General features: G+C 63.9%; 18 protein-coding genes. 3 read left to right on the forward strand and 15 right to left on the reverse strand.

The annotated features are described in order from the left end of the window. Positions 1–3 precede the first annotated feature (3 nt). From EV686_RS13770 to EV686_RS13805, 8 genes are read right to left on the reverse strand one after another with little or no spacing between them, the layout of a single operon-like run. The gene (locus EV686_RS13770; RefSeq protein ID WP_165972613.1) at positions 4–1,539 is read right to left on the reverse strand and encodes a gamma-glutamyltransferase family protein; all 1,536 of its coding nucleotides are present in this window, start codon (positions 1,537–1,539) and stop codon (positions 4–6) included. Beyond that, the gene (locus EV686_RS13775; protein WP_132477530.1) at positions 1,536–2,156 is read right to left on the reverse strand and encodes an SRPBCC family protein; all 621 of its coding nucleotides are present in this window, start codon (positions 2,154–2,156) and stop codon (positions 1,536–1,538) included. The genes EV686_RS13770 and EV686_RS13775 overlap by 4 nt, the downstream gene beginning before the upstream one ends. Next, positions 2,146–3,303: an FAD-dependent oxidoreductase gene (locus EV686_RS13780; protein ID WP_132477531.1), complete on the reverse strand. Its 1,158-nt coding sequence runs from the start codon at positions 3,301–3,303 to the stop codon at positions 2,146–2,148. The genes EV686_RS13775 and EV686_RS13780 overlap by 11 nt, the downstream gene beginning before the upstream one ends. Next, positions 3,300–4,394 (reverse strand): DODA-type extradiol aromatic ring-opening family dioxygenase, encoded by a 1,095-nt coding sequence (locus tag EV686_RS13785; protein WP_132477532.1) that lies wholly within the window; start codon positions 4,392–4,394, stop codon positions 3,300–3,302. The genes EV686_RS13780 and EV686_RS13785 overlap by 4 nt, the downstream gene beginning before the upstream one ends. Beyond that, complete coding sequence (locus EV686_RS13790) at positions 4,391–4,891, reverse strand: (2Fe-2S)-binding protein (protein WP_243650892.1); 501 nt, start codon at positions 4,889–4,891, stop codon at positions 4,391–4,393. The genes EV686_RS13785 and EV686_RS13790 overlap by 4 nt, the downstream gene beginning before the upstream one ends. After that, on the reverse strand, positions 4,875–5,750 hold the full coding sequence (locus EV686_RS18990; protein ID WP_132477533.1) for an FAD binding domain-containing protein: 876 nt from the start codon (positions 5,748–5,750) through the stop codon (positions 4,875–4,877). The genes EV686_RS13790 and EV686_RS18990 overlap by 17 nt, the downstream gene beginning before the upstream one ends. Beyond that, complete coding sequence (locus EV686_RS13800; RefSeq protein WP_165972614.1) at positions 5,747–8,101, reverse strand: xanthine dehydrogenase family protein molybdopterin-binding subunit; 2,355 nt, start codon at positions 8,099–8,101, stop codon at positions 5,747–5,749. The genes EV686_RS18990 and EV686_RS13800 overlap by 4 nt, the downstream gene beginning before the upstream one ends. A gap of 5 nt (positions 8,102–8,106) precedes the next feature. Then, positions 8,107–9,102 carry a Bug family tripartite tricarboxylate transporter substrate binding protein gene (locus EV686_RS13805; protein ID WP_132477535.1) on the reverse strand — a complete coding sequence of 332 codons (996 nt, stop codon included), beginning with the start codon at positions 9,100–9,102 and terminating at the stop codon, positions 8,107–8,109. Positions 9,103–9,319: 217 nt separating this feature from the next. Between EV686_RS13805 and EV686_RS13810 the strand changes: the two genes are divergently transcribed. After that, positions 9,320–10,051, forward strand: a complete 732-nt coding sequence (locus tag EV686_RS13810; protein ID WP_132477536.1) for a GntR family transcriptional regulator — start codon at positions 9,320–9,322, stop codon at positions 10,049–10,051. Between the two features lie 113 nt (positions 10,052–10,164). On the opposite strand, the gene EV686_RS13815 is transcribed toward EV686_RS13810, so the two are convergent. Genes EV686_RS13815 through EV686_RS13825 form a run of 3 tightly spaced genes read right to left on the reverse strand, consistent with a single transcriptional unit; the run spans position 10,165 to position 12,475 of the window. Next, entirely contained in the window at positions 10,165–10,542 is a 378-nt protein-coding gene (locus EV686_RS13815) for a RidA family protein (RefSeq protein WP_165972615.1), read from the reverse strand. Between the two features lie 32 nt (positions 10,543–10,574). Then, positions 10,575–11,543, reverse strand: a complete 969-nt coding sequence (locus EV686_RS13820; RefSeq protein ID WP_132477538.1) for a tripartite tricarboxylate transporter substrate binding protein — start codon at positions 11,541–11,543, stop codon at positions 10,575–10,577. 8 nt (positions 11,544–11,551) lie between these two features. After that, positions 11,552–12,475 carry a fumarylacetoacetate hydrolase family protein gene (locus EV686_RS13825; protein WP_132477539.1) on the reverse strand — a complete coding sequence of 308 codons (924 nt, stop codon included), beginning with the start codon at positions 12,473–12,475 and terminating at the stop codon, positions 11,552–11,554. A gap of 212 nt (positions 12,476–12,687) precedes the next feature. Here EV686_RS13825 and EV686_RS13830 point away from each other — a divergent pair, with 212 nt between their 5' ends. Continuing rightward, positions 12,688–13,986 (forward strand): NAD(P)/FAD-dependent oxidoreductase, encoded by a 1,299-nt coding sequence (locus EV686_RS13830; RefSeq protein ID WP_132477540.1) that lies wholly within the window; start codon positions 12,688–12,690, stop codon positions 13,984–13,986. Between the two features lie 24 nt (positions 13,987–14,010). On the opposite strand, the gene EV686_RS13835 is transcribed toward EV686_RS13830, so the two are convergent. The 3 genes from EV686_RS13835 to EV686_RS13845 all read right to left on the reverse strand — a co-directional run bounded on the left by EV686_RS13835 (position 14,011) and on the right by EV686_RS13845 (position 16,740). Next, entirely contained in the window at positions 14,011–14,859 is an 849-nt protein-coding gene (locus EV686_RS13835; protein WP_132477541.1) for a VOC family protein, read from the reverse strand. A gap of 97 nt (positions 14,860–14,956) precedes the next feature. Next, positions 14,957–15,736, reverse strand: a complete 780-nt coding sequence (locus EV686_RS13840) for an aspartate dehydrogenase (protein WP_132477542.1) — start codon at positions 15,734–15,736, stop codon at positions 14,957–14,959. Then, positions 15,733–16,740: a Bug family tripartite tricarboxylate transporter substrate binding protein gene (locus EV686_RS13845; protein ID WP_132477543.1), complete on the reverse strand. Its 1,008-nt coding sequence runs from the start codon at positions 16,738–16,740 to the stop codon at positions 15,733–15,735. The genes EV686_RS13840 and EV686_RS13845 overlap by 4 nt, the downstream gene beginning before the upstream one ends. A gap of 170 nt (positions 16,741–16,910) precedes the next feature. On the opposite strand from EV686_RS13845, the gene EV686_RS13850 reads away from it, so the two are divergent. Continuing rightward, positions 16,911–17,570, forward strand: coding sequence for a GntR family transcriptional regulator (locus tag EV686_RS13850; protein ID WP_132477544.1), 660 nt, complete (start codon positions 16,911–16,913; stop codon positions 17,568–17,570). A 49-nt stretch (positions 17,571–17,619) separates the two neighbouring features. Here EV686_RS13850 and EV686_RS13855 read toward each other — a convergent pair whose 3' ends face one another. Further along, positions 17,620–18,528, reverse strand: coding sequence for a LysR family transcriptional regulator (locus tag EV686_RS13855; protein ID WP_132477545.1), 909 nt, complete (start codon positions 18,526–18,528; stop codon positions 17,620–17,622). Between the last annotated feature and the right edge of the window lie 58 nt (positions 18,529–18,586).

Below are 18,586 nucleotides of genomic sequence, written 5' to 3' on the forward strand. Positions count from 1 at the left end.
CCCCTACCAGACTATCGCGTGCGCCTGGCGGCGCGGGTCCGCCGCCGCCTCGAGCATGCGGCCGCCCTCCAGCGCCCGGACCGCTTTCACGGATCCGAAGTAAAACTCGTGCGCGGAGTTCTCCACGACTGTCAGGCCGCGCTCGCGCAAGCGCTGCGCCACCCTCCCATCGATGCCCTCCTCCAGCAGCACGGTGCCGTCCCTCCCCAGGCTCCACCTGGGCTCGCTGACGACAGCACCCAGGCTCATGCCGCTGCGCATCGCATGATCGATCACCTGGAATCCCGTCGTCGTCTGACTCACTCCCCCGGGAGAAACCCCGGCCATCACCAGCTTCTCCCGCCGCATGACAAGATAGGGATTCAGCGTATGCACCGGTCGTTGGCCCGGCCGCAGCCGGTTCGGGGAATCCTCGGACAGCGAGAAGTCGTACATGCGGTTGTTGAAGATGATGCCGGTGCCCGGATCCACGCATCCGCTGCCGAACGGCTGGAATATGCTCTGCAGCATCGACACGGCATTGCCCTGCGCATCCATCGCCACGAAGCCGGTCGTATCGCCGGGCTCGGCGGAAAAGCGATGCTTGACCGGCAACGCGCATTCCCCGGCATGGCCCGCCGCATACGCCTCCATCACTTCCTGCGGATCCCTGTCTTTGTGCGCGATTACGTCGATGGCGGCCAGGATGGCATCGGCCATCGCGGATGCCTTGTCCTGCGTGGCTCTGACTTCCAGGCCGCCGCCCCAATTGCGGCGCAACTGCTCCAGCATGATCCAGCCCGAGGAATTCGGGGGCATGACCTGGACGCCGACATCGCCAGCCGCCATGGCAAGCGGAGACACCCAGTCCGCACTCGCGCCTTCCAGGTCTTCGGCCGACAGCAGGCCTTCCGTCGATGCGGAAAATGCCAGCAGGCTGTCCGCCACCCAGCCCTTGTAGAAGCCATCCTCGCCCTTGTCCGCGATTTCGGAGAGCACGTCGGCCACGCGCGACTGGACCAACATGTCTCCCGCCGACAGGCGATCGCCCCGAGGCAGGAAAGCTTCCCTGAAGCCCGGCTGCGACAGCAGGCTGTCGTCCGCCCGCGCCAGGTTCCTGGCAAGCTCCTCCGGGCACGCCAGTCCCTGGCGGGCAAGCGCGATGGCGGGCTCGAACAGGCCGGGCCATGGCAATGCGCCGAAGCGGCCGTATGCCCGGGCCCAGAAACGCACCAGCGCAGGCGTCAGCCAAGAGCGGCTGCCCCGCTGGGGCATGCGCTCGAACATGGCGCGATCGGCGGCGAGCGGCGCCTTGCCGGAGCCGTTGAGCGCATGCGTGCGGCCCGTCGCCGCATCGAAATACAGCAGCATGGCGCAGCCGCCCATCGAACTCGTATGCGGCAATGCCACGGTCAGCACGGCCGACGACGCAATCACGGCATCGATGAGCGAGCCGCCCTGGCGCAGTATGTCGCTTGCCGCCAGGGTCGCCAGATGATGGCCGCTGACGACCGCGCCGCGCGCGCCGTAAAGACTCTTGGCCCGGGCGTTGGGATTCATAGGTGCGCTACCCAGGCTGCCAGCACATTCCCGAGAAAGGCGCCCACGCCGCAGCCCAGCGCCAGCTTCCAGGCCAGCGCTCCCGCCCATGCCTGCGGCTGCGCGGCACTCTCTCCCGATGCCACGGATGCCCGCGCGGCGCGGCGCGTTTCCAGCGCCTGGGCCGCCGGCATCTCCTCCCCTCCGAGAAGGCGGGAGATATTGGCGAAGAACTGCTCGGCAAAGCGCCTGGCGGTGCTGTCCATCATGCGCGCGCCCAGTTGCGCGACCCTGCCGGAGACCTCGGTCTCGGCGGAGTAGTCGAGCTTCGTGCCGCCGGGCACATCCGACAAGGAAACGCGTACCGTGCCGCTGCCCGATCCCGCCGCCCCCGCGCTGCCCGAACCGGCCAGCACATAGGACTCCAGCTCCCGCACATCCCGTATCTGCAGCTGCGTATCGAAGTTGGCCTTGATGGGTCCGACGGAAACCGTCAGGCCGACTTCCAGCTCTCCCGGCGAGACGACCTTTACCTCCCGGCAGCCCGGAATGCTTCTGCGCAGGAAATCCGGATCGTTCAATGCCTTCCAGACCTCGCCGCGCGAAGCGGCCAGGATCTTGCTTCCTTCAACCAGCATGGCCCCCACCTCCCCCGATTTCGATGCCCGCCGTGCGCAGGCCCCGGTCCGCGATCCGCATGCGGTCGTTGAGCGACTTCACATGGCCGAACGACCAGGTGATCAGCGGACGCATGAAGTCCAGCTTCGTCGGCCACTGCCGGGTGAACGAGTCGTAGCGCCGGGACCATGCCTGCGTCGCATCGGAGATGAAGCGCACATTGCGCTCCCATTCGGACAGCGCGCGCTCAACATCCGGCTCCTTGCGCAAGTGGTGCGCCAGCGCGTAGGCATTGATCAGCGTCAGTCCGGCGCCCTGCCCCAGCGTCGGCGGCAGGCCGTGCGCGGCATCGCCGATGATGGCGACGCGCCCTCGCGACCAATGCTCGCAATGCACGATGCCGTAATTGAACTGCGTCGCATCGGGAACCGCGCCCAGTTCGCGCATCAGGCCCGCCAGCAGCGGGAACCTGCGGCTCCAGTCCTCGACGTCCAGCGGCATGACCCTGGCGGCGCGGTCGGACTCCGGCGCCACCATGTATACATACGTCTGCCCGTCGCCGCTGGGCGTCACCCCGATGCGGCGGTTGCCGGACCAGTGCTCCACGGTCTTGGGCTCGCGCGTGAATTCCCGCGAGTCGATCAGGAAGCGGTCGATGATCGTCGGCAGCAGCTTGAAGCCGGACTTCATGTCCAGCGAAGAGCGAATCGCCGAATTGACGCCGTCCGCCCCCACGATCAGGTCCGCCTGGCACTGCTCGCCGTTGGCCATCTTCAGCACGCCCTGCGGTGTCGCGCCGGCCACCTGGGAGTTCAGCACGACTTCCGCGCCGAAGCCCTTGGCCGCCTCCAGCAGCGCTTCCACCACGACCTGCCGGGGAAACACATGGACCCGCGACAGGCCCTCCAGCTGCCTTTCCTGCCGCACGGAGCCATCGGCGAACTGGATCTGCGCCTTTTCCAGCTTCGTCCCGAGCGGAATCATGCGTTCGAAGATGCCAAGGTCCTCCAGGACTTCGATGCTGTTGTTCTTGATATAGATGCCGGCGCCGACTTCCCTGACCGCATCGTCGCGCTCATGGATACGTACTTTCCAGCCATCCCGCGCCAGCATGGCGCCCATGGCCAGCCCGCCGATACCTCCGCCTGCGATTTCCACCGATTTCATGTTTTGCTCCTGGATAACAATTCCGTATGCCGTTTGGCGCCCGCCGTCAGCAGCGCGTGGATGCCGAACCCATCGCGCAAGCGCTCCTCGTCCAGCACCAGCAATGCCGCGCGCTCGCCATCGCTCAACTCAAACCTGTCGCAGAAGCTCTCCGGAGAGGCCAGATAGGCCCTGGCGGCTTCCGGATTCGTCCTGATCTGGAACACGGCCTCGACAAGTTGCGCGTGCGCCGCGGGCAGCCTCGGATAAATGGGCTGATACGCTTCCTGCGGCGCTTCCGCATCCCATGCCAGCAAAGCATAGGTGTGATGCCAGCTCGGCTCGAACAACTGGTAGAAGGGCTTGCGGTCTCCGATCGCGCCGGCCAGGATCTGCACGGCGCGCAGCTCCACGTTGCCGGTCCTGTCCATTTCGCTGGCGCCTATGCCCGCCAGGAACTGCAGATCGCCTCCGCACATCCGCTCGAACAGGCCGCGATCCGTTTCGACATCGGGATTGGAGTAGTGGCTCGTCCCGGGATAATGCGACAGGCCACCGCTGGCGATCAGCAAGGCCCTGCGCCCCAGCTTGCACAATGCGCGTTCCAGCGCCTGCCCGAAGGCAAAGCACCGCTGCCCGTCCGGCTGCGGCGGTATATAGGAATTCACGAACAGCGCCAGCATCGGCGTGTCGCGGTCGAATCCCATGAATGCGTAGGGGATGGTGAACGCCGTCGGGATCTTGGCCGACAGGGTGAACGCCAGGTCGAAGCCCTGCGTCGACATTTCCGGGACCAGGTCGTACGCCAGGTCGCTGTCCAGCGCCCAATGTCCACGATGCTTGTGCATGCCGTCGGCCGACAGCGCGGCATGCACGCAGAACGGCGGCACGCTGTGCGTGACGAAGTGATCGCCATGGTCATTGGAAAGCACGATCACGCAATCGAACGCCTTCTCCTTGAACGCCTGCCCGATTTCCACCATCGCCTGCTTTACCCGCTCGACCTGCGCGCGATCCTCGGTTTCCGGGACCGACAGCAGCTGCGGCGCATGCGGCAGCGCGACCGCCGCCACGATGCCGGCTGCCTTGCCCGCCTGTTTCGCTGTGCTCATACCGAAGCCTCCTCAACGATTCGATGTTGCTCTTGTTGTTGCGCCACATCCAGGATGGCATCGACGATGCCCTGATAACCCGTGCAACGACAGATATTTCCCGCCATGGCATTGCGCACCGCCGCCTCATCCAGCGCAGCGCCGCTCTCCAGTAGTTCATAGGCGGCCACGAACACCCCCGGCGTGCAATAGCCGCACTGCAGCGCATGGTGCCTGCTGAACGCCTGCCTCAGGCTGTCCGACAAGGCATCATGCAGCCCTTCCAGCGTGACCACGCTGGCGCCTTCGCACGACCTGGCCATGGTCAGGCACGAACGCACGCACACGCCATCGACCAGGACATTGCATGCCCCGCACACGCCATGCTCGCAAGCCGGATGCACCGATTTCGCGCCGGCACGGCGGGCCAGGTCGGCCAGGGATTCCCGATCTTCCGGGCCCAGGCCGCACGGCTCGCCATTGAGATGAATGACCGCGACCTCAGTTTCCATTTCCATGTCTCCTCTCCCCGTCCATCGCCATCCATACGGCATCGAGCAGGTTGTGCGCATGCCGCAGCGCCTGCACCCGCCGCATGTCCGGCACGGCCTCCATCAATTCGTCCGCCGCCGGGGCCAGCAGTCCGTCCCGCAGTTCGGCCTGGCTGCCGGCATCGGCGCGGCTCAGTTGCTCCGAAACGCGCGCCAGCTTCAGCGGCCTGTCGTCGATCGCCCCCAGCCAGCACTCCCATCCGGAGTCATAATTCAGCGCCACCGCAGAGCACATGGCGTATTCGCCGGCCCTGTGGCTCAGTTTGCTGCGCCCCCACGACACAGGATCCACCTTTTCCCGGCCTACCCTGACCCTGACGGCGAACTCGTCGACCGCACAGGTCGTTTCCAGCGGCCCCGCCACCAGCTCCTGCATGCTCACGCGCCGGACGCCTCGCAGGCTTTGCAGTTCCACTTCGCCGTCCAATGCAAAGAACACCAACGGCCAATCTCCCTTCGGATCCGCATGCATCAGGCTGCCCAGCACGGTTCCCCTGGCCCTGACAGGACGGAAAGCGATCTCGGCGGCATGTCGCCGCAGCAATGCCAGGACGGAAGGCTCATTTCCGGCGGCAGGCAGGCGCTCCATGTCGCAATGCGTCACCAGCGCATCGATCGCCAGTCCATCGTCCAGCGCGCACGAGCGCAAGGAATCGACGCCGCCGATATCGACCAGCACATGCGGCGACAGCACGCGGTAGCGCAGCATGGGCAGCAGGCTTTGCCCGCCCGCCAGCACCCTGCCATCGCTACCCAGGCTTCCCAGCTGGCCCAGCACCTCTTCCACGCTGCGCGGACGACGCAATTCCAACGGCGCTATCTTCATGCCGGCTCTCCCGCTGCAAGGATTTTCTCCAGCAGATCGTCGGGCCTGATCGGCACGCTGTCGACCTGGACTCCCAGGCCGTACAGCGCGTTCCTGACCGCATTGGCGATGCTTGCCGCGGGCGCGACCGCCCCGCCCTCTCCCATGCCCTTCATGCCGAACTCCGAGAACGGAGACGGCGTGTTCATATGGATGATTTCGATGCGGGGCACTTCCAGCGTGCTGGGAATGGTGTAGTCGCCGAACGTCACCGACAGCGGCTGGCCGTCTTCGGAATAACGCAGCTCTTCGTACAGCGCCTGGCCTATCCCCTGCGCCACGCCGCCGCGCACCTGGCCGTCGACGATCATCGGGTTGACGACAGTGCCGCAATCCTCGACCACCGCATAGTCCAACACCGACACGACGCCCGTGTACAGATCGACGCGCACATGCGCCGCATGCACGCCATAGGAGAATGTTCCCGTCTCCACCTCCGGCCGATAGGCCGCCTCCTCGGACATGCCCGGCGGAATATCCACCGGCAGCCGATGCAGCTGGACCAGGGATATCTGCGCGATTTCCGCATAGCTCAGCGATGCGTTGTCCGGGCCGGCGAACACGGTCCCCTGCCGGCTGACCTCCGACACATCGCAGGACATGGCGCCGGCGCCGACGCGCTGCGCCTTGGCCACCAGCTTCCTGCAGGCGGCCGCGACCGCGCCGCCCGCCATCACCATAGAGCGCGACGCAACCGATCCCATGCCGTAGGGCGCCTTGTCGGTGTCCCCCTGACGCACGCGGATGGCATGCAGCGGAATCCCCGTCAGCTCCGAGGCGATCTGCGCAAGCGAAGTTTCGTGCCCCTGCCCGTGTCCCAGCGTACCCACGTCCAGCACCAGGCTGCCGTCGAGAGCGAGCGTTGCGCGCGCCGTCTCATGGCCATAGACCAGCGGAGAACCCCGCTTGTGCCATTCGACAGTGCCGTGCGCCGCCTGCTCGACATACATGGCATAGCCTATCCCCTCCCTGAACCTGCCCGTCCCGTCCCCGGCGATCGGCCAATGGCGCTCGGCATGCTCGCGCGCCTTCTGCAGGGCCTGGCCGTAATCGCCCGAGTCGTAGTACAGGCCGGTCGCACTCGTATAGGGAAACGCGGTGGATGGAATAATGTTCTTCTGCCGCACATCCATGGGATGCATGCCGAGCGCATGCGCCACTTCGTCCACGATGCGCTCCATGGCGAAGCACCCTGCCGGGCGCCCCACGCCGCGGTAGGGCCCTACCGGCGTCTTGTTGCTGAAGATGCTGATCGCCTCGAACCGGTAGTTCCGGATGTCGTACGGCCCCAGCATGACGTTGGTCGCCATATTGGCCTCGATCGCGCCCGTCGACGTCCGGCTGGAGTAGGCGCCGGAATCCACGATGACCTTCGCAGCGACGCCATGGATGCGGCCCGACGCGTCAAAGCAGGCCGTGATTTCATGCTCATGCTGCCGGCTGTGATTGGAGCCGACGAAATGCTCGTACCGGTCCTCCGCCCACCGATGCGGCTTGCCGGTCGCCAGCGTCATCGCCGCGACGATCAGCTCTTCCGGATAGAAATTGCTCTTGGCGCCGAAGCCGCCGCCGACGTCCGGCACGATGACGCGGATATCGGACTCCTGCATGCCATGCAGTTGCTCGGCCAGGAACGAGCGCAGCAAGTGCGGACGCTGATGCGATGCGTAGACGATCAGTTGCCCCGTCTTCGGATCCATCATCGCCAGGCAGCCGCGTCCCTCCATGGGGCTTGCCAGAACGCGCTCCATGCGGAATCGCTTCGTCACGCGCCGCAACGCAGGATCATCGAAGCATGCGGCATCGCCTATCGTCCGCCCGAACTGCATGACGACATTGGATGCCAGCATCTCGTGCAGCGGCTGCGTCGGCGAGTGGAACTCCCGCCACGCATCCATGACCGCGGGCAAGGGCGAGATATTTGCCTGCAGCGCCTCTGCGATATCCTCCGCCTCGGCCCGGCTTGCGGCGGCTACCGCCGCAAGCAGTTCGCCAACGTACCGGACCTTGGCGCCGGCCAGCAAAGGCAGCGGCGCGAAGTTGAACTCCTTGCGCAGGAGACGGGATTCGATGGGCCTGGCCACCCCATCGATGCGCGCAGCCGTCCAGACGCAATCCGCATTCACCCAAGACGGCACTTCAATGCCATTCAGCACGCCATGCGCGACAGGGCTGCGCAAGAATGCAACCTCGCGGCAGCCCACGCACTCGATATCCGCGACAAACCTGGCCGCCGCATGCAGATGCCTGTGATCCTCCACCCTGGGCTGCGGAGTGCCGATCACGGAAAAATTGTGCGTCGTCGCTGCCATGGCGCTTATTCCACCTTGATGTCGGCTGAACGGATAATGTCGCCCCATTGTTTCGCATCGTTGTCCATGCGCTTGCGCATGTCGTCCGCGGAGCCGCCCAGCGGCACCAGCCCGATGGCCACGAGGCGTTCCTTGATTTCCGGACGGGCGAGCACGGCGTTGACATGTTCATTCAGCAGGTTGACGACGCTGTCCGGGGTATCCGCCGGAGCCATCAGCACGAACCAGCTGGACAAGTCGACGTCCGGCAGCCCGGCTTCCTTGAACGTGGGTACATCCGGCAATGCGGGGAAGCGCGCAGGCGACGCCACCGCCAGCATGCTCAGCCGGCCGGCGTCGATCTGCGGCTTGGCTGGTCCGTAATTCTCCATGCTGAAATCCACTTCTCCCGAAGCGACGGCGACCACCGAGGGTCCGCTGCCTCGCTGCGGGATATGCGCCGCATCGATACCCGCCTTGTCCTTCAGCCATTCCGCCGCCAGGTGCAATGTGCTGCCCATGCCGGCCGATGAGTAGTTCAGCGCGCCATTGTTCTTCTTGGCGACCCCCAGGAATTCCTGGGCGCTCTTGACGTTGAGCTTCGAACCCACCGTCAGGAACGCGGGCACGTCCACCAGCCCGACGACGGGGCGAAGCTGGGTCGCCGCGTCATAGGGCAGGTTCTTGTAAAGGAACGGGTTGTTGACCAGCGATGTCGTGCCCAGCAGCAAGGTATAGCCGTCCGGCTGCGCGCGGACGACACTGCTCGTGCCGATCTGGGAATTGGCTCCCGCGCGGTTTTCCACGATGACCGTCTGCTTCAGGCGTTCGCCCAGTTGCTCGCCGATCAGGCGAGCCGTCATGTCCGAGGCCCCACCCGGAGCAAACGGCACCACAATGGTGATCGGCGAGGCCGGATATCCCTTCGTTTCGGCGGATGCCGTGCCGCTCATGCCCAGGCCGACGGCCACTGAGCACGCCGCCAGAATAGCCGCACGCCGCGTTTTCCTGATTTCTCGCATTTGTTGTTCCTCCTAGCTTCCGTTTTCCTGATCGTTCTATTGGGGTTTATTGTGCATTGGCGCCTTGCCATCAACACACGTGATATAGAATAAATTATTAAGTATACTTAATCAAGAATTTCTTATCCTAGATCAAGGATTCCTTATTCTTTCTGCCTTTTCCGCGTCTCGTTTGCTACACTGACTGGCGGTATAAACCCTCAACTATAGCCACTGCATGTCTACGTCCAATCTGCACCGCTTGCCTTCCATGGCGCCCGACATCTCCCTATCGGCACAGCTCCAGGCGGTCATCATGGAGGGCATCCAGGTCGGCACCCTTGCCCCGGGCGAGCGCCTGCTCGTCGATGAAGTCGCCGCCTATTTCGGCGTCAGCAAGATCCCGGTCCGGGAGGCCTTCAAGGCGCTGGAAACCAGCGGATGGCTGGAATCCCGCCCCAGGCGCGGCACCTTCGTCAAGGTGCTCTCCACCAAAGAGCTCAAGTCGATCTTCGAGCTGCGCCGCATCATTGAACCGCCCAGCGTCGCCCTGGCGGCCAAGCGCCGCACGCCGGAACAGCTCAAACAGCTGGAGCAACTGGTCGCCGACGGCCAGAAAGCGCTCAAGTCCAACGACCCCATCGCCATTTCCCGCCTCAACAGCGAATTCCACTCGGTGCTGGCAACCGCCGTCGACAACGAACTGCTCAGCAACCTGGTCACCGACCTGGAATTCCGCCTGCGCCGCTACTTCATCGCGGTGGATTGGCGGCAGCGCAGCGAATCCATTTCCCAGCACACCGGCATCGTCGACGCCATCCGGGCGCAGGACGCCGAGCTCGCCGAAGAATTGACGGTGGCGCACCTTGCGCATACGGAATCGCTGGCGTTCGCCTCCATCGACCTGACAGAAAAGCTCAACCGCCAGGCCGACTCCTACCCGGGCGGTCTCGCCGCCGCCATGCGCTAAAGGAAAAACGCCCCAAAGGTTGGATCGGAGTCCAACTTTTGGGGCTGTTCATTTCACCTTGGGCTTTTGCGGGAAAACCGGCGTTAAAAGGCCGCCGGCCTTATGCAGTCACATCAGGCTTCCGCAATGCACTCGATCTCGAGCAGGAACGACGGGTTCCCCAGATCGCAGGCGATCGTGGTGCGCGCCGGGAACTGGCCTTCCTTGAAGTACATGCGGTAGATCTCGTTCATCTTCGCGAAATCCTGCGCGTTCGTCAGGATCACATTGGCCTTGACGACCTTGTCCAGGCTGCTTCCCGCCTCTTCCAGCAAGGCCTTGATATTAGCGACGACCTGGTGCATCTGGGTCTCGAAGTCCTCGGCGATCTGGCGGTCGCCATAGAAGCCAGGCTGCCCCGACACGAAAATGAATCCATTGCTTTTCACCGCAGGCGAGAGCGGCGCCTTGGGCGGCGTCACTTTGTCTGAAGTAATAATCTGCTTTGCCATACCTTCCTCCATAGAATCTAGAATCGAATCGATCAGTTAGCTCCGGCGCCGGAGCTCTTCACAAGCGCCTGCGCGCTCTGCATTTCCGCGGCCAGATATTCCGCAAAATCTTCCGGCGTCATCCCGACCGCCTGCAATCCCCTGCCGTCGAGCAGTTCCCTCACCTCGGGAAGCTTCAGGACCCGCTCGAAATCGCGCCCGAGCTGCTTCACGACGCCGTCGGGCGTCTTCGCGGGGACCACCGCCCCGAACCAGGAATTCGAATTGAAGTCCGCCATGCCCTGCTCCGCGAACGTGGGAACGTCCGGCAGCTTGTCCGCCCGCTGCGAGTCCGCCACGGCAATCGCCTTGAGCTCGCCCGACTGTATGTACGGCAGCACGTCCGGCAGATTGGCGAACATCATCTGGACGTGGCCGCCCAGCAAGTCCGTCAGCGCGGGCGCCTGGCCTTTGTAGGGGACGTGCACCACATCGATCTCGGCCTCGGCTTTCAGCCGCTCCACAGCGAGGTGGGGTGAAGTCCCCGAGCCGAAGGAGGCGAACGTCAGCTTGCCCGGCGCGGCTTTCGCCTTGTCCAGCACCTCCTTCAGCGTGCCGACGCCCACGCCCGGATGCGCAACCAGGACGTGCGGCGCGTAGGCCAGCAGGCTGACGGGAGCGAAGTCCCTGGCCGTGTCGTAGCGCATGTTTTCCTGCAACGCCGGGTTGATGGCGAAACTGTTGGCCACCATGCCGATGGTATGGCCGTCGGGCGCGGACCGCGCCACGTATTCCGTACCGATCATTGTGCCGGCGCCGGGCTTGTTGTCCACGACGACGGCCTGCTTCCAGTCTTTCGACAGGTTCTGCGCCAGCAGGCGCGTCAGGACGTCGAGCGTGCCGCCGGCCGGGAAGGGGACGACGATGGTCACCTGCTTCTGTGGGAAATTGCCGCTGTCGGCCGCGGCGGCGCCAGAGAAAATGGCGGCGGCCAGCAAGCCGATCATCATGCTGTATTTCATGCTCGCCTCTATTCGGTAATGGTGGTCACGAGTTCGCCGATGCCTTCGATGCGGGCGCAGATCCTGTCGCCCGGCTCGAGCGACCTGGGCGGATTCAGGGCCATTCCCACGCCCGACGGCGTGCCCGTCGCAATGATGTCGCCTTCCTGCAGCGTAAACCCTATCGATACTTGGGCGATGATGCTGGGTATGTCGAACAGCAGGTCCGACGTATTGGCTGACTGCCTGACCTCGCCATTGACGGTCAGCTCCAGATCGAGGTTGCCGGGCTGCGAGATCTCGTCCCGCGTCGCCACCACCGGCCCCATGGGGCACGTACCGTCCAGCGACTTGCCCTTGAACCACTGCCCGTGCTGTACCTGCAGGTCCCGCGCCGAGATGTCGTTGACGACGGTGTAGCCGAAGACATGCTCCATGGCATTTGCCGGATCGATGTCCTTGCCGGTCTTGCCGATGACGATGCCGAGCTCGATCTCGTAGTCCAGTAATTTGGTATGCGCCGCATGGCGGCTGACCGCCTGCTTGTGCGCGGTCAGCGTCGTCGGGGGCTTGGTGAACAGCTCGATGGCCTTGGGGAAATCATCCGCCGCGCGGCCGCGCGCCAGGTTGCCCTCGATGATGTGCGCCTTGTAGTTGCGGCCGACGCAGATCACGTTCTTGGGCGGCCTGGGAATCGGTGGCAGGTAGCGCACCTTGTCTTCGTCGAGGCAGAGCTGCGCCTGCTTGCCGGCGGCATCGGCTATTTCCTGCAGCGCCGCCCTGCCGGGATCGCCCAGCGCAATCGCTTCCATGACATCCCTGGGCGCCGGGCGGTCTTGCAGCGCATGCGGCGCCGCCTGCCAGGCTGCCGTGACATCCAGCACTCGGCCATCCGCCAGCAGCATGCCCAGCCTGCTCTTGTCATCCGCACCGGCAAAGGTAAGTAGCTTCACGAGATCTCCTGTATTCCTGTTTTCGTTTTCATGCCGTCAGGACGAGTCCTCGCGGCGCGCTTTCATAGATAAAGTATACTATATACGATAAGCACATGGATTGAAAGCCGGCTTGCATCCAAGTGTTGAGCGCCTACAAATTTATAATATTCATTCATGATCGTATACTATAATTCCAATCATCGAATGAGTGCGCCAAGAGGCAACCGCGAATGCATCAACCTCATCTACTGGGCGAGCCCCTACGGCTGCCCGACTCCCTCTGGGCTGCCACCGCCATTCCCGCGCCTGGCATCAGCCAGCTCACAGACGAACGATCAGCCGATGTCCTGATCATCGGGGCCGGCTTCACCGGCCTTGCGGCCGCCATCGAACTCGGGCAGGCCGGCAAGCGCGTCGCCGTTGTCGATGCCGCGGAACCCGGCTGGGGCGCGTCGGGCCGCAACAACGGCCAGGTCATCGCAGGGCTGAAGCAGGATCCCGATGTCATCGAGGCCTTGTATCCCGGAGACACGGGCCGCAAGCTGGTACGCTTCGGCAGCGAGGCGCCATCCGTCGTGTTCCGGCTGATCCAGGAATTCGGCATCGACTGCGCGGCGAGCAGCAAGGGCTGGATCCAGCCCGCGTTCACCCGGTCGGGCCTGCGCGCCGTCGAGCATCGCTGCCGCGCATGGCAAGAGCGTGGCGTGGAAGCCCGCATGCTGGAACAGGACGAGCTTGCCAGCCTGCTCGGCACCCGGCACTATCAGCGCGGATGGCTGGATCCGCGCGGCGGCTCCATTCAGCCCCTGAGCTACGCGCGCGGACTCGCACAGGCAGCACTATCGCAGGGCGCAAGCATTTTCAGCAACACGCAGATCACCCGGCTGGAGCAACGGAGCGGGCGCTGGCATGCCGAGTCGGACATGGGCGGCATCGAAGCGCCCAATGTCATCGTCGCAACCGGCGCCTACAACAGGCATCTCGTGCCGGACCTGCACACATCCATCGTGCCCGTGCGCACGGCGCAAGTCGCAACCCGCCCCCTGCCCGAAGACATGCGCCGTCAGATATTGCCGCAGGGTCATATATCGAGCGACACCCGGCAACTGCTGACATCGTTCCGGCTCTCTCCCGATGGACGGCTGGTCATGGGCGGCTCGGGCGCAACGGCCGGACTGTCGCATGCGCATATCGTGCCGTTTCTGCACAAGGCGGGGAATACGCTGTTCCGCCACCTCGGCAAGCTCGAATGGGAATATCAATGGAGCGGGTACTTCGCCGTCACCACGGATCACCTGCCGCATGTCCATGAACCCGCCCCCGGCATGCATATTTCCCTGGGCTGCAATGGCCGTGGCATCGCAATCTCCACGGCGCTGGGCATCGAACTGGCGCAACGCGTGCTCGGCGCGCAGTCACTGTCCGTGCCCGTCAGCGATATCCGGTCGATCCCCTTCCATACATTCCGGCACCTGGGCGTTGCCGTCGCCACACGCTACAAGCGGCTGCAGGACACGCTGGGGATATAGACCCGGTCCGCATGCCGCCGGTGCTCAAGCCTGCCGGAAATACAGGTGCGCCCCGCAGGCGTCTTCCGGCTCGACCTTGAGCAGTCCTTCGCCCCGCTCCTGGAAGCGGATGCCGTTTTCCCTCAGCAATGCCGCGGTCGCGCGCGCATCCCGCACCAGCAGCGTGGCGGACGCCAGGTAATCCCGGCCAAGCTGCGGCTGCGCATCGCCCCGGCGCTGCGCCTCGGCCTCGCCGATCAGTTCGATATCCGCTCCTTCGCCGAAGTTGAGCAGGATGCGGTCCGGTTCCCTGCGCACATTGTCGGCGCCGATCAATCGCACATAGGCCGCGGCCGCCGCGTCGAAATCGGACACGACGCCCGCCAGCCTGCCGAATGCGATCACGCCGTTGGGATGATCCATCCAGCCCGGCTGGCGCAGGGTATCCGCCGTCAGGTGCTGGCAGAGATTGGCATGCGTCAGGCCGGGATAAAGATCATGGCCGAGAATGACCGTCCTGAAATGCAGGTCCAGAGTGCGGTCTTCGAGCACCAGCTTGCGATTGAGATGCTTCGGCGGCTGGATGTCGAGACCGCTGTCCAGGCCCGCCTGATAGCTGTCCTGCGCCGACTCCACATTGAAGGCCACGCTATAGAAGCCCTGGCCCTTCTGCAGGAAACTATCCACACCGGCCAGGAACTTGTCCGGATCGCCGATGCCGCGGATTTCCAGATAATCGTGGGGAAACATGATGCACAGGTTTTCCGTCCCCCATTCCTGGTGCCTGCCGATGGGCGGCACGACGAACCCCAGGCGCTTGAACTGCTCCCTGGTCCGCTCCAGATCGCGTACCGCAATGACTGGGTGATCCACTCTTCCAACATTCGCCGTCATACCTGCTCCATCTTCATGCGTCCCCGATCAAGGAGTACCGAGGACAATATAAAACGCTATGCTGCACACAAGCGCGGTCTTCCTTCCCGGCACCGCCTCATCTCTGCAGGACGGTGAAGTTCGATCCCAGCGCGCTCTGCGCAAGGCTGCCGGCCACGATGCGCGAGGAAGGCGAAGACTCCGACAGGCGCAGTCCGCTGATCCTGACGTGGAACTCTCCGAAAGCCCCGCGCACGAACAGCTCGTGGACGTTGGCCGTCAATGCCGGATCCACATGCATTTCCACGCGCGTCTGCTCGAACCCGACGCCCGCCAGCGCAATCGTGCCTGCAAGATTGACGTTCTTGGGAAAGAGCCGTACCGCTTCGCGCGCCGTGCCCTCGAATACCAGGCCGTGTTCAGGCAGAACGCCGTCATAATGCGCCTTGAGCGTGCTGGGCGGCATCGTCCCCCGGTACACCACCGAGTCGATGCCCACATGCCTTGCGGCCGCCAAGCCGTCGATGCCGACGATCGCTCCCGTCGGTATCCGGATCCGGGCGCCCGAGGCGTGCGCAGCCGCCAGCAGCTCCCGCCGCCATGCATCATCGACCAGCGCGCCGACGGACGCCGGCACCAGGTCAACGCCCGCGCGCACGATGGACAAGGCATGCTGGCGCATGGCCTGCTGTCCCGCGCACTCGATCACCACGTCCGGCTTGCGCGCCAGCAGCTCATCCAGTTCCGCGACGAATCTGCCGTCGCCATTGAAACGCGACACATCCCGGACGACATAGCCCACGATCTCCGCAAGCTCCTCGTGCTGCGCGAGATGCGACGTCAAGGCCTGTCCGAGCGCTCCATACCCGACGATGCCGAAGCGAAGCCTGCGGCTCATTGCTTGATGTCTCCGAAGCTTTCGACCAGCGTGCGCTGCTGTTTTGTCTCTTCTTCGAGGAATCCGGCGAAATCCGCAACGCTATTGGGCTCATAGGTGTTGACCCCCAGGGAATCGAGCCGCTGCACGACCTCCGAGCTTTGCATGACCTTGTTGACCGCGGCATTCAGCGCCTGAACGACTGCGTCCGGCGTCTTGGCGGGCGCAAAGAAACCCAGCCACGAATCGAAGACATATCCCTTGACGCCCGCCTCGTCCACCGTCGGCACATCGGGCAGCGACTGGATCCTGTCCTTGGCCGTTACCGCCAGTGCGCGGAGCTTGCCGCCCTTCACCTGCGTGACCGCCGAGCCAGCGCCGGAGAACATCATCTGCACATGGCCTCCCGCCACGTCCGTCTCTGCCAGACTGCTTCCCTTATAGGGGATATGGCGCATCTTCACCCCGGCCATGTGCGCCAGCAGCTCCATGGCAAGATGGTTGCTGGACCCGACTCCGCCCGATGCGTAATCCACTTCGCCCGGCTTCGCCTTGGCTGCATTCAGGATGTCCTGGAGCGACTGGTACGGCGACTGGGGCGGAACCAGCAGCACGTTCGGCAATGCCGCCACCTTTGCGATCGGAGCGAAATCCCGGCCTGGATCATAGGCGACGTCAGGCACGATGAGCGCATTGGTCACGTGGCCCGGCGCGGCAACCAGCAAGGTATTTCCATCCGGCGCGGACTGCGCCACCGAAACGGTACCGATCACGCCATTGGCGCCGGGCTTGTTTTCCACGATGAAGTTGCGCTTGAGCTCGCCGGACAGCTGGACCGCCAGGATGCGGCCTATGACATCGGTATAGCCGCCCGGCGAAAAGGCAACCACGATCCGCACCGGCCTCGTATCCTTTTGCCACTTTTCCAGATCGGACGCCGCGGCTGCCGCACCCGGCATGCCCAGCAGCAAACCCGCCACTGCGCTCATATGCGTCAATAGACTCCTGCGAGAGATCTTTTTCATCTTATGGTTCCTCCTGGGTGGGGGGTGTTAATTTTCATTCAATAAAATACGATGATAATAGATAGTATACTTTTTTAATACAACAGATACATAATGATTACCCTAGGAAGAGACTACCCATTTCATAAATCGTATACTTGACCTCTCGCCTTCAAGTTTTCGAATCCCGTATGCCCACCACCCTCAAGAAGAAAGGCACCGCAGCAGATCGCGCCTATGCGGAATTGCGCAAACGCATTCTGGAGGGCTCCCTGGCGGAAGGCGCGCCGATCCGGCAGGACGAGCTGGCTGCGGAACTCGGCATCAGCAAGATCCCCGTGCGCGAAGCGCTCATGCGGCTGCAGGCCGAGCAACTGGTGACATTCACCCCCAATGCGGGCGCCACGGTTTCCGTCCTGACCGTATCCGACTATGTGGAAATGCTGGACATGCGCCTGGCAATCGAATGCCGGGCCCTTGAACTGGCCGTGCCCAATATGGCAGCCTCGGACATCGCTCTGGCGCGCACGCTCCTGAATGCATACAACGAAGCCATGACGTCGGAGGAATGGAGCGAGCTCAACGCCAGCTTCCACAACTGCCTGTACGCACCCGCGAACCGGCCCCGACTGAACCTGCTGATCAGGCAGGTCCAGGAGCAAATGGGAAAGTTCATGCGCCGGCGCGTCAGCGCCATTGCGGAGCACGAACGCTCGCACATGGACCACATCGCCATTCTCAATGCCTGCGAAGCCAGGGACGTGAAAAAAGCCGTTGCGCTACTGCGGCAGCACATCGAAAACACGCAGAGGGAAGTCCAGGCCTACTTCAGGTCGCAGCAGGCCCGGTAAAAGACCGTCAGGAGGCCGCACAAGCCGGAAAGCGACGGAAATCCGTCCATCAACATGCGGCGCGATCCGCATCCGCAGACTCGATGGTGCGGATCAACGTCAGCATTTCATTCAGCAAGATAGAACGGTCACCCTCTCTATAAAGGCAGTTGAGCTCGATATCCGGTAGCCAGGGCGAATATAGCGGACGATAGACGACATTAGGCAGGCCGAGCCGGGCGGCCGGCGCGGTGGTGATGCATACGCCGAAGCCGGCGGAAACCAGCGACAGGCTGGTCAGCACGTCCTCCACCTCCTGCACGACGTGCAGGCGCCGCTCCTCCCGGCGGAAGGCTTCAGCCACTTTCTGCGCCAGCCCCGACACCGGCAGGTTGGGATAGACGATCATGGGCTGATCCTCCAGCTCCGCCAGGCTCAGCGTTTCATGCGTGCAAAGCGCATGGTTCTTCGGCAAGGCGACCAGCATCCGCTCACGGGCGACCACCTCGACCCGAATGCCGGGCGTGATGGGAACCAGGCGATTGAAGCCGATGTCGATGCGCCGCTCCAGCAGTGCCTCGATCTGCTGCGGCTTGTTCATGGTGTGCAGCCCGAGTTGTACGTCGGGACGCTGGGCATGGAAACTCGTCAGGATCCTGGGTATCACATCCAGCACGCTGGATGTGAACAACCCGATGTCCAGGCGGCCGGCAAGCCCCTGGGCGCTGCGCTGGACGCGCTCCTGGGTGCGCTGCGCCACGGCCAGGAGGTTGGGCGCCTCCTCCAGCAACACTTTCCCAACCTCGGTCAGCTCCACCCCCTTGGGCGTGCGGTGAAAGAGCTGCGCCCCAACGGACTGCTCGAGCGCACGGATCTGCCGCGTCAGCGGCGGCTGCGAGATATGCAGGCGCTCGGCCGCGCGGCCGAAGTTCTTGTCCTGGGCCAGCGCAAGAAAATAGCGCAATTGACGCAGGTTCATGAGCGTTCCTCCCCCGAGGCAGTCGTAATACCTGAAAGGTATTGAGTGACGGTAATTT

It is taken from the genome of Paracandidimonas soli, assembly GCF_004342005.1.
Classification (GTDB): domain Bacteria; phylum Pseudomonadota; class Gammaproteobacteria; order Burkholderiales; family Burkholderiaceae_B; genus Paracandidimonas; species Paracandidimonas soli.

Bases quoted from the DNA above. Each gene is read 5' to 3' on its own strand.
- EV686_RS13780 (WP_132477531.1), bottom strand. From the start codon at position 3,303: ATGAAATCGGTGGAAATCGCAGGCGGAGGTATCGGCGGGCTGGCCATG.
- EV686_RS18990 (WP_132477533.1), bottom strand. From the start codon at position 5,750: ATGAAGATAGCGCCGTTGGAATTGCGTCGTCCGCGCAGCGTGGAAGAG.
- EV686_RS13815 (WP_165972615.1), bottom strand. From the start codon at position 10,542: ATGGCAAAGCAGATTATTACTTCAGACAAAGTGACGCCGCCCAAGGCG.
- EV686_RS13775 (WP_132477530.1), bottom strand. From the start codon at position 2,156: ATGCTGGTTGAAGGAAGCAAGATCCTGGCCGCTTCGCGCGGCGAGGTC.
- EV686_RS13770 (WP_165972613.1), bottom strand. From the start codon at position 1,539: ATGAATCCCAACGCCCGGGCCAAGAGTCTTTACGGCGCGCGCGGCGCG.
- EV686_RS13820 (WP_132477538.1), bottom strand. From the start codon at position 11,543: ATGAAATACAGCATGATGATCGGCTTGCTGGCCGCCGCCATTTTCTCT.
- EV686_RS13840 (WP_132477542.1), bottom strand. From the start codon at position 15,736: ATGAGCCGCAGGCTTCGCTTCGGCATCGTCGGGTATGGAGCGCTCGGA.
- EV686_RS13830 (WP_132477540.1), top strand. From the start codon at position 12,688: ATGCATCAACCTCATCTACTGGGCGAGCCCCTACGGCTGCCCGACTCC.
- EV686_RS13800 (WP_165972614.1), bottom strand. From the start codon at position 8,101: ATGGCAGCGACGACGCACAATTTTTCCGTGATCGGCACTCCGCAGCCC.
- EV686_RS13835 (WP_132477541.1), bottom strand. From the start codon at position 14,859: ATGACGGCGAATGTTGGAAGAGTGGATCACCCAGTCATTGCGGTACGC.
- EV686_RS13845 (WP_132477543.1), bottom strand. From the start codon at position 16,740: ATGAAAAAGATCTCTCGCAGGAGTCTATTGACGCATATGAGCGCAGTG.
- EV686_RS13850 (WP_132477544.1), top strand. From the start codon at position 16,911: ATGCCCACCACCCTCAAGAAGAAAGGCACCGCAGCAGATCGCGCCTAT.
- EV686_RS13855 (WP_132477545.1), bottom strand. From the start codon at position 18,528: ATGAACCTGCGTCAATTGCGCTATTTTCTTGCGCTGGCCCAGGACAAG.
- EV686_RS13790 (WP_243650892.1), bottom strand. From the start codon at position 4,891: ATGGAAATGGAAACTGAGGTCGCGGTCATTCATCTCAATGGCGAGCCG.
- EV686_RS13785 (WP_132477532.1), bottom strand. From the start codon at position 4,394: ATGAGCACAGCGAAACAGGCGGGCAAGGCAGCCGGCATCGTGGCGGCG.
- EV686_RS13805 (WP_132477535.1), bottom strand. From the start codon at position 9,102: ATGCGAGAAATCAGGAAAACGCGGCGTGCGGCTATTCTGGCGGCGTGC.
- EV686_RS13810 (WP_132477536.1), top strand. From the start codon at position 9,320: ATGTCTACGTCCAATCTGCACCGCTTGCCTTCCATGGCGCCCGACATC.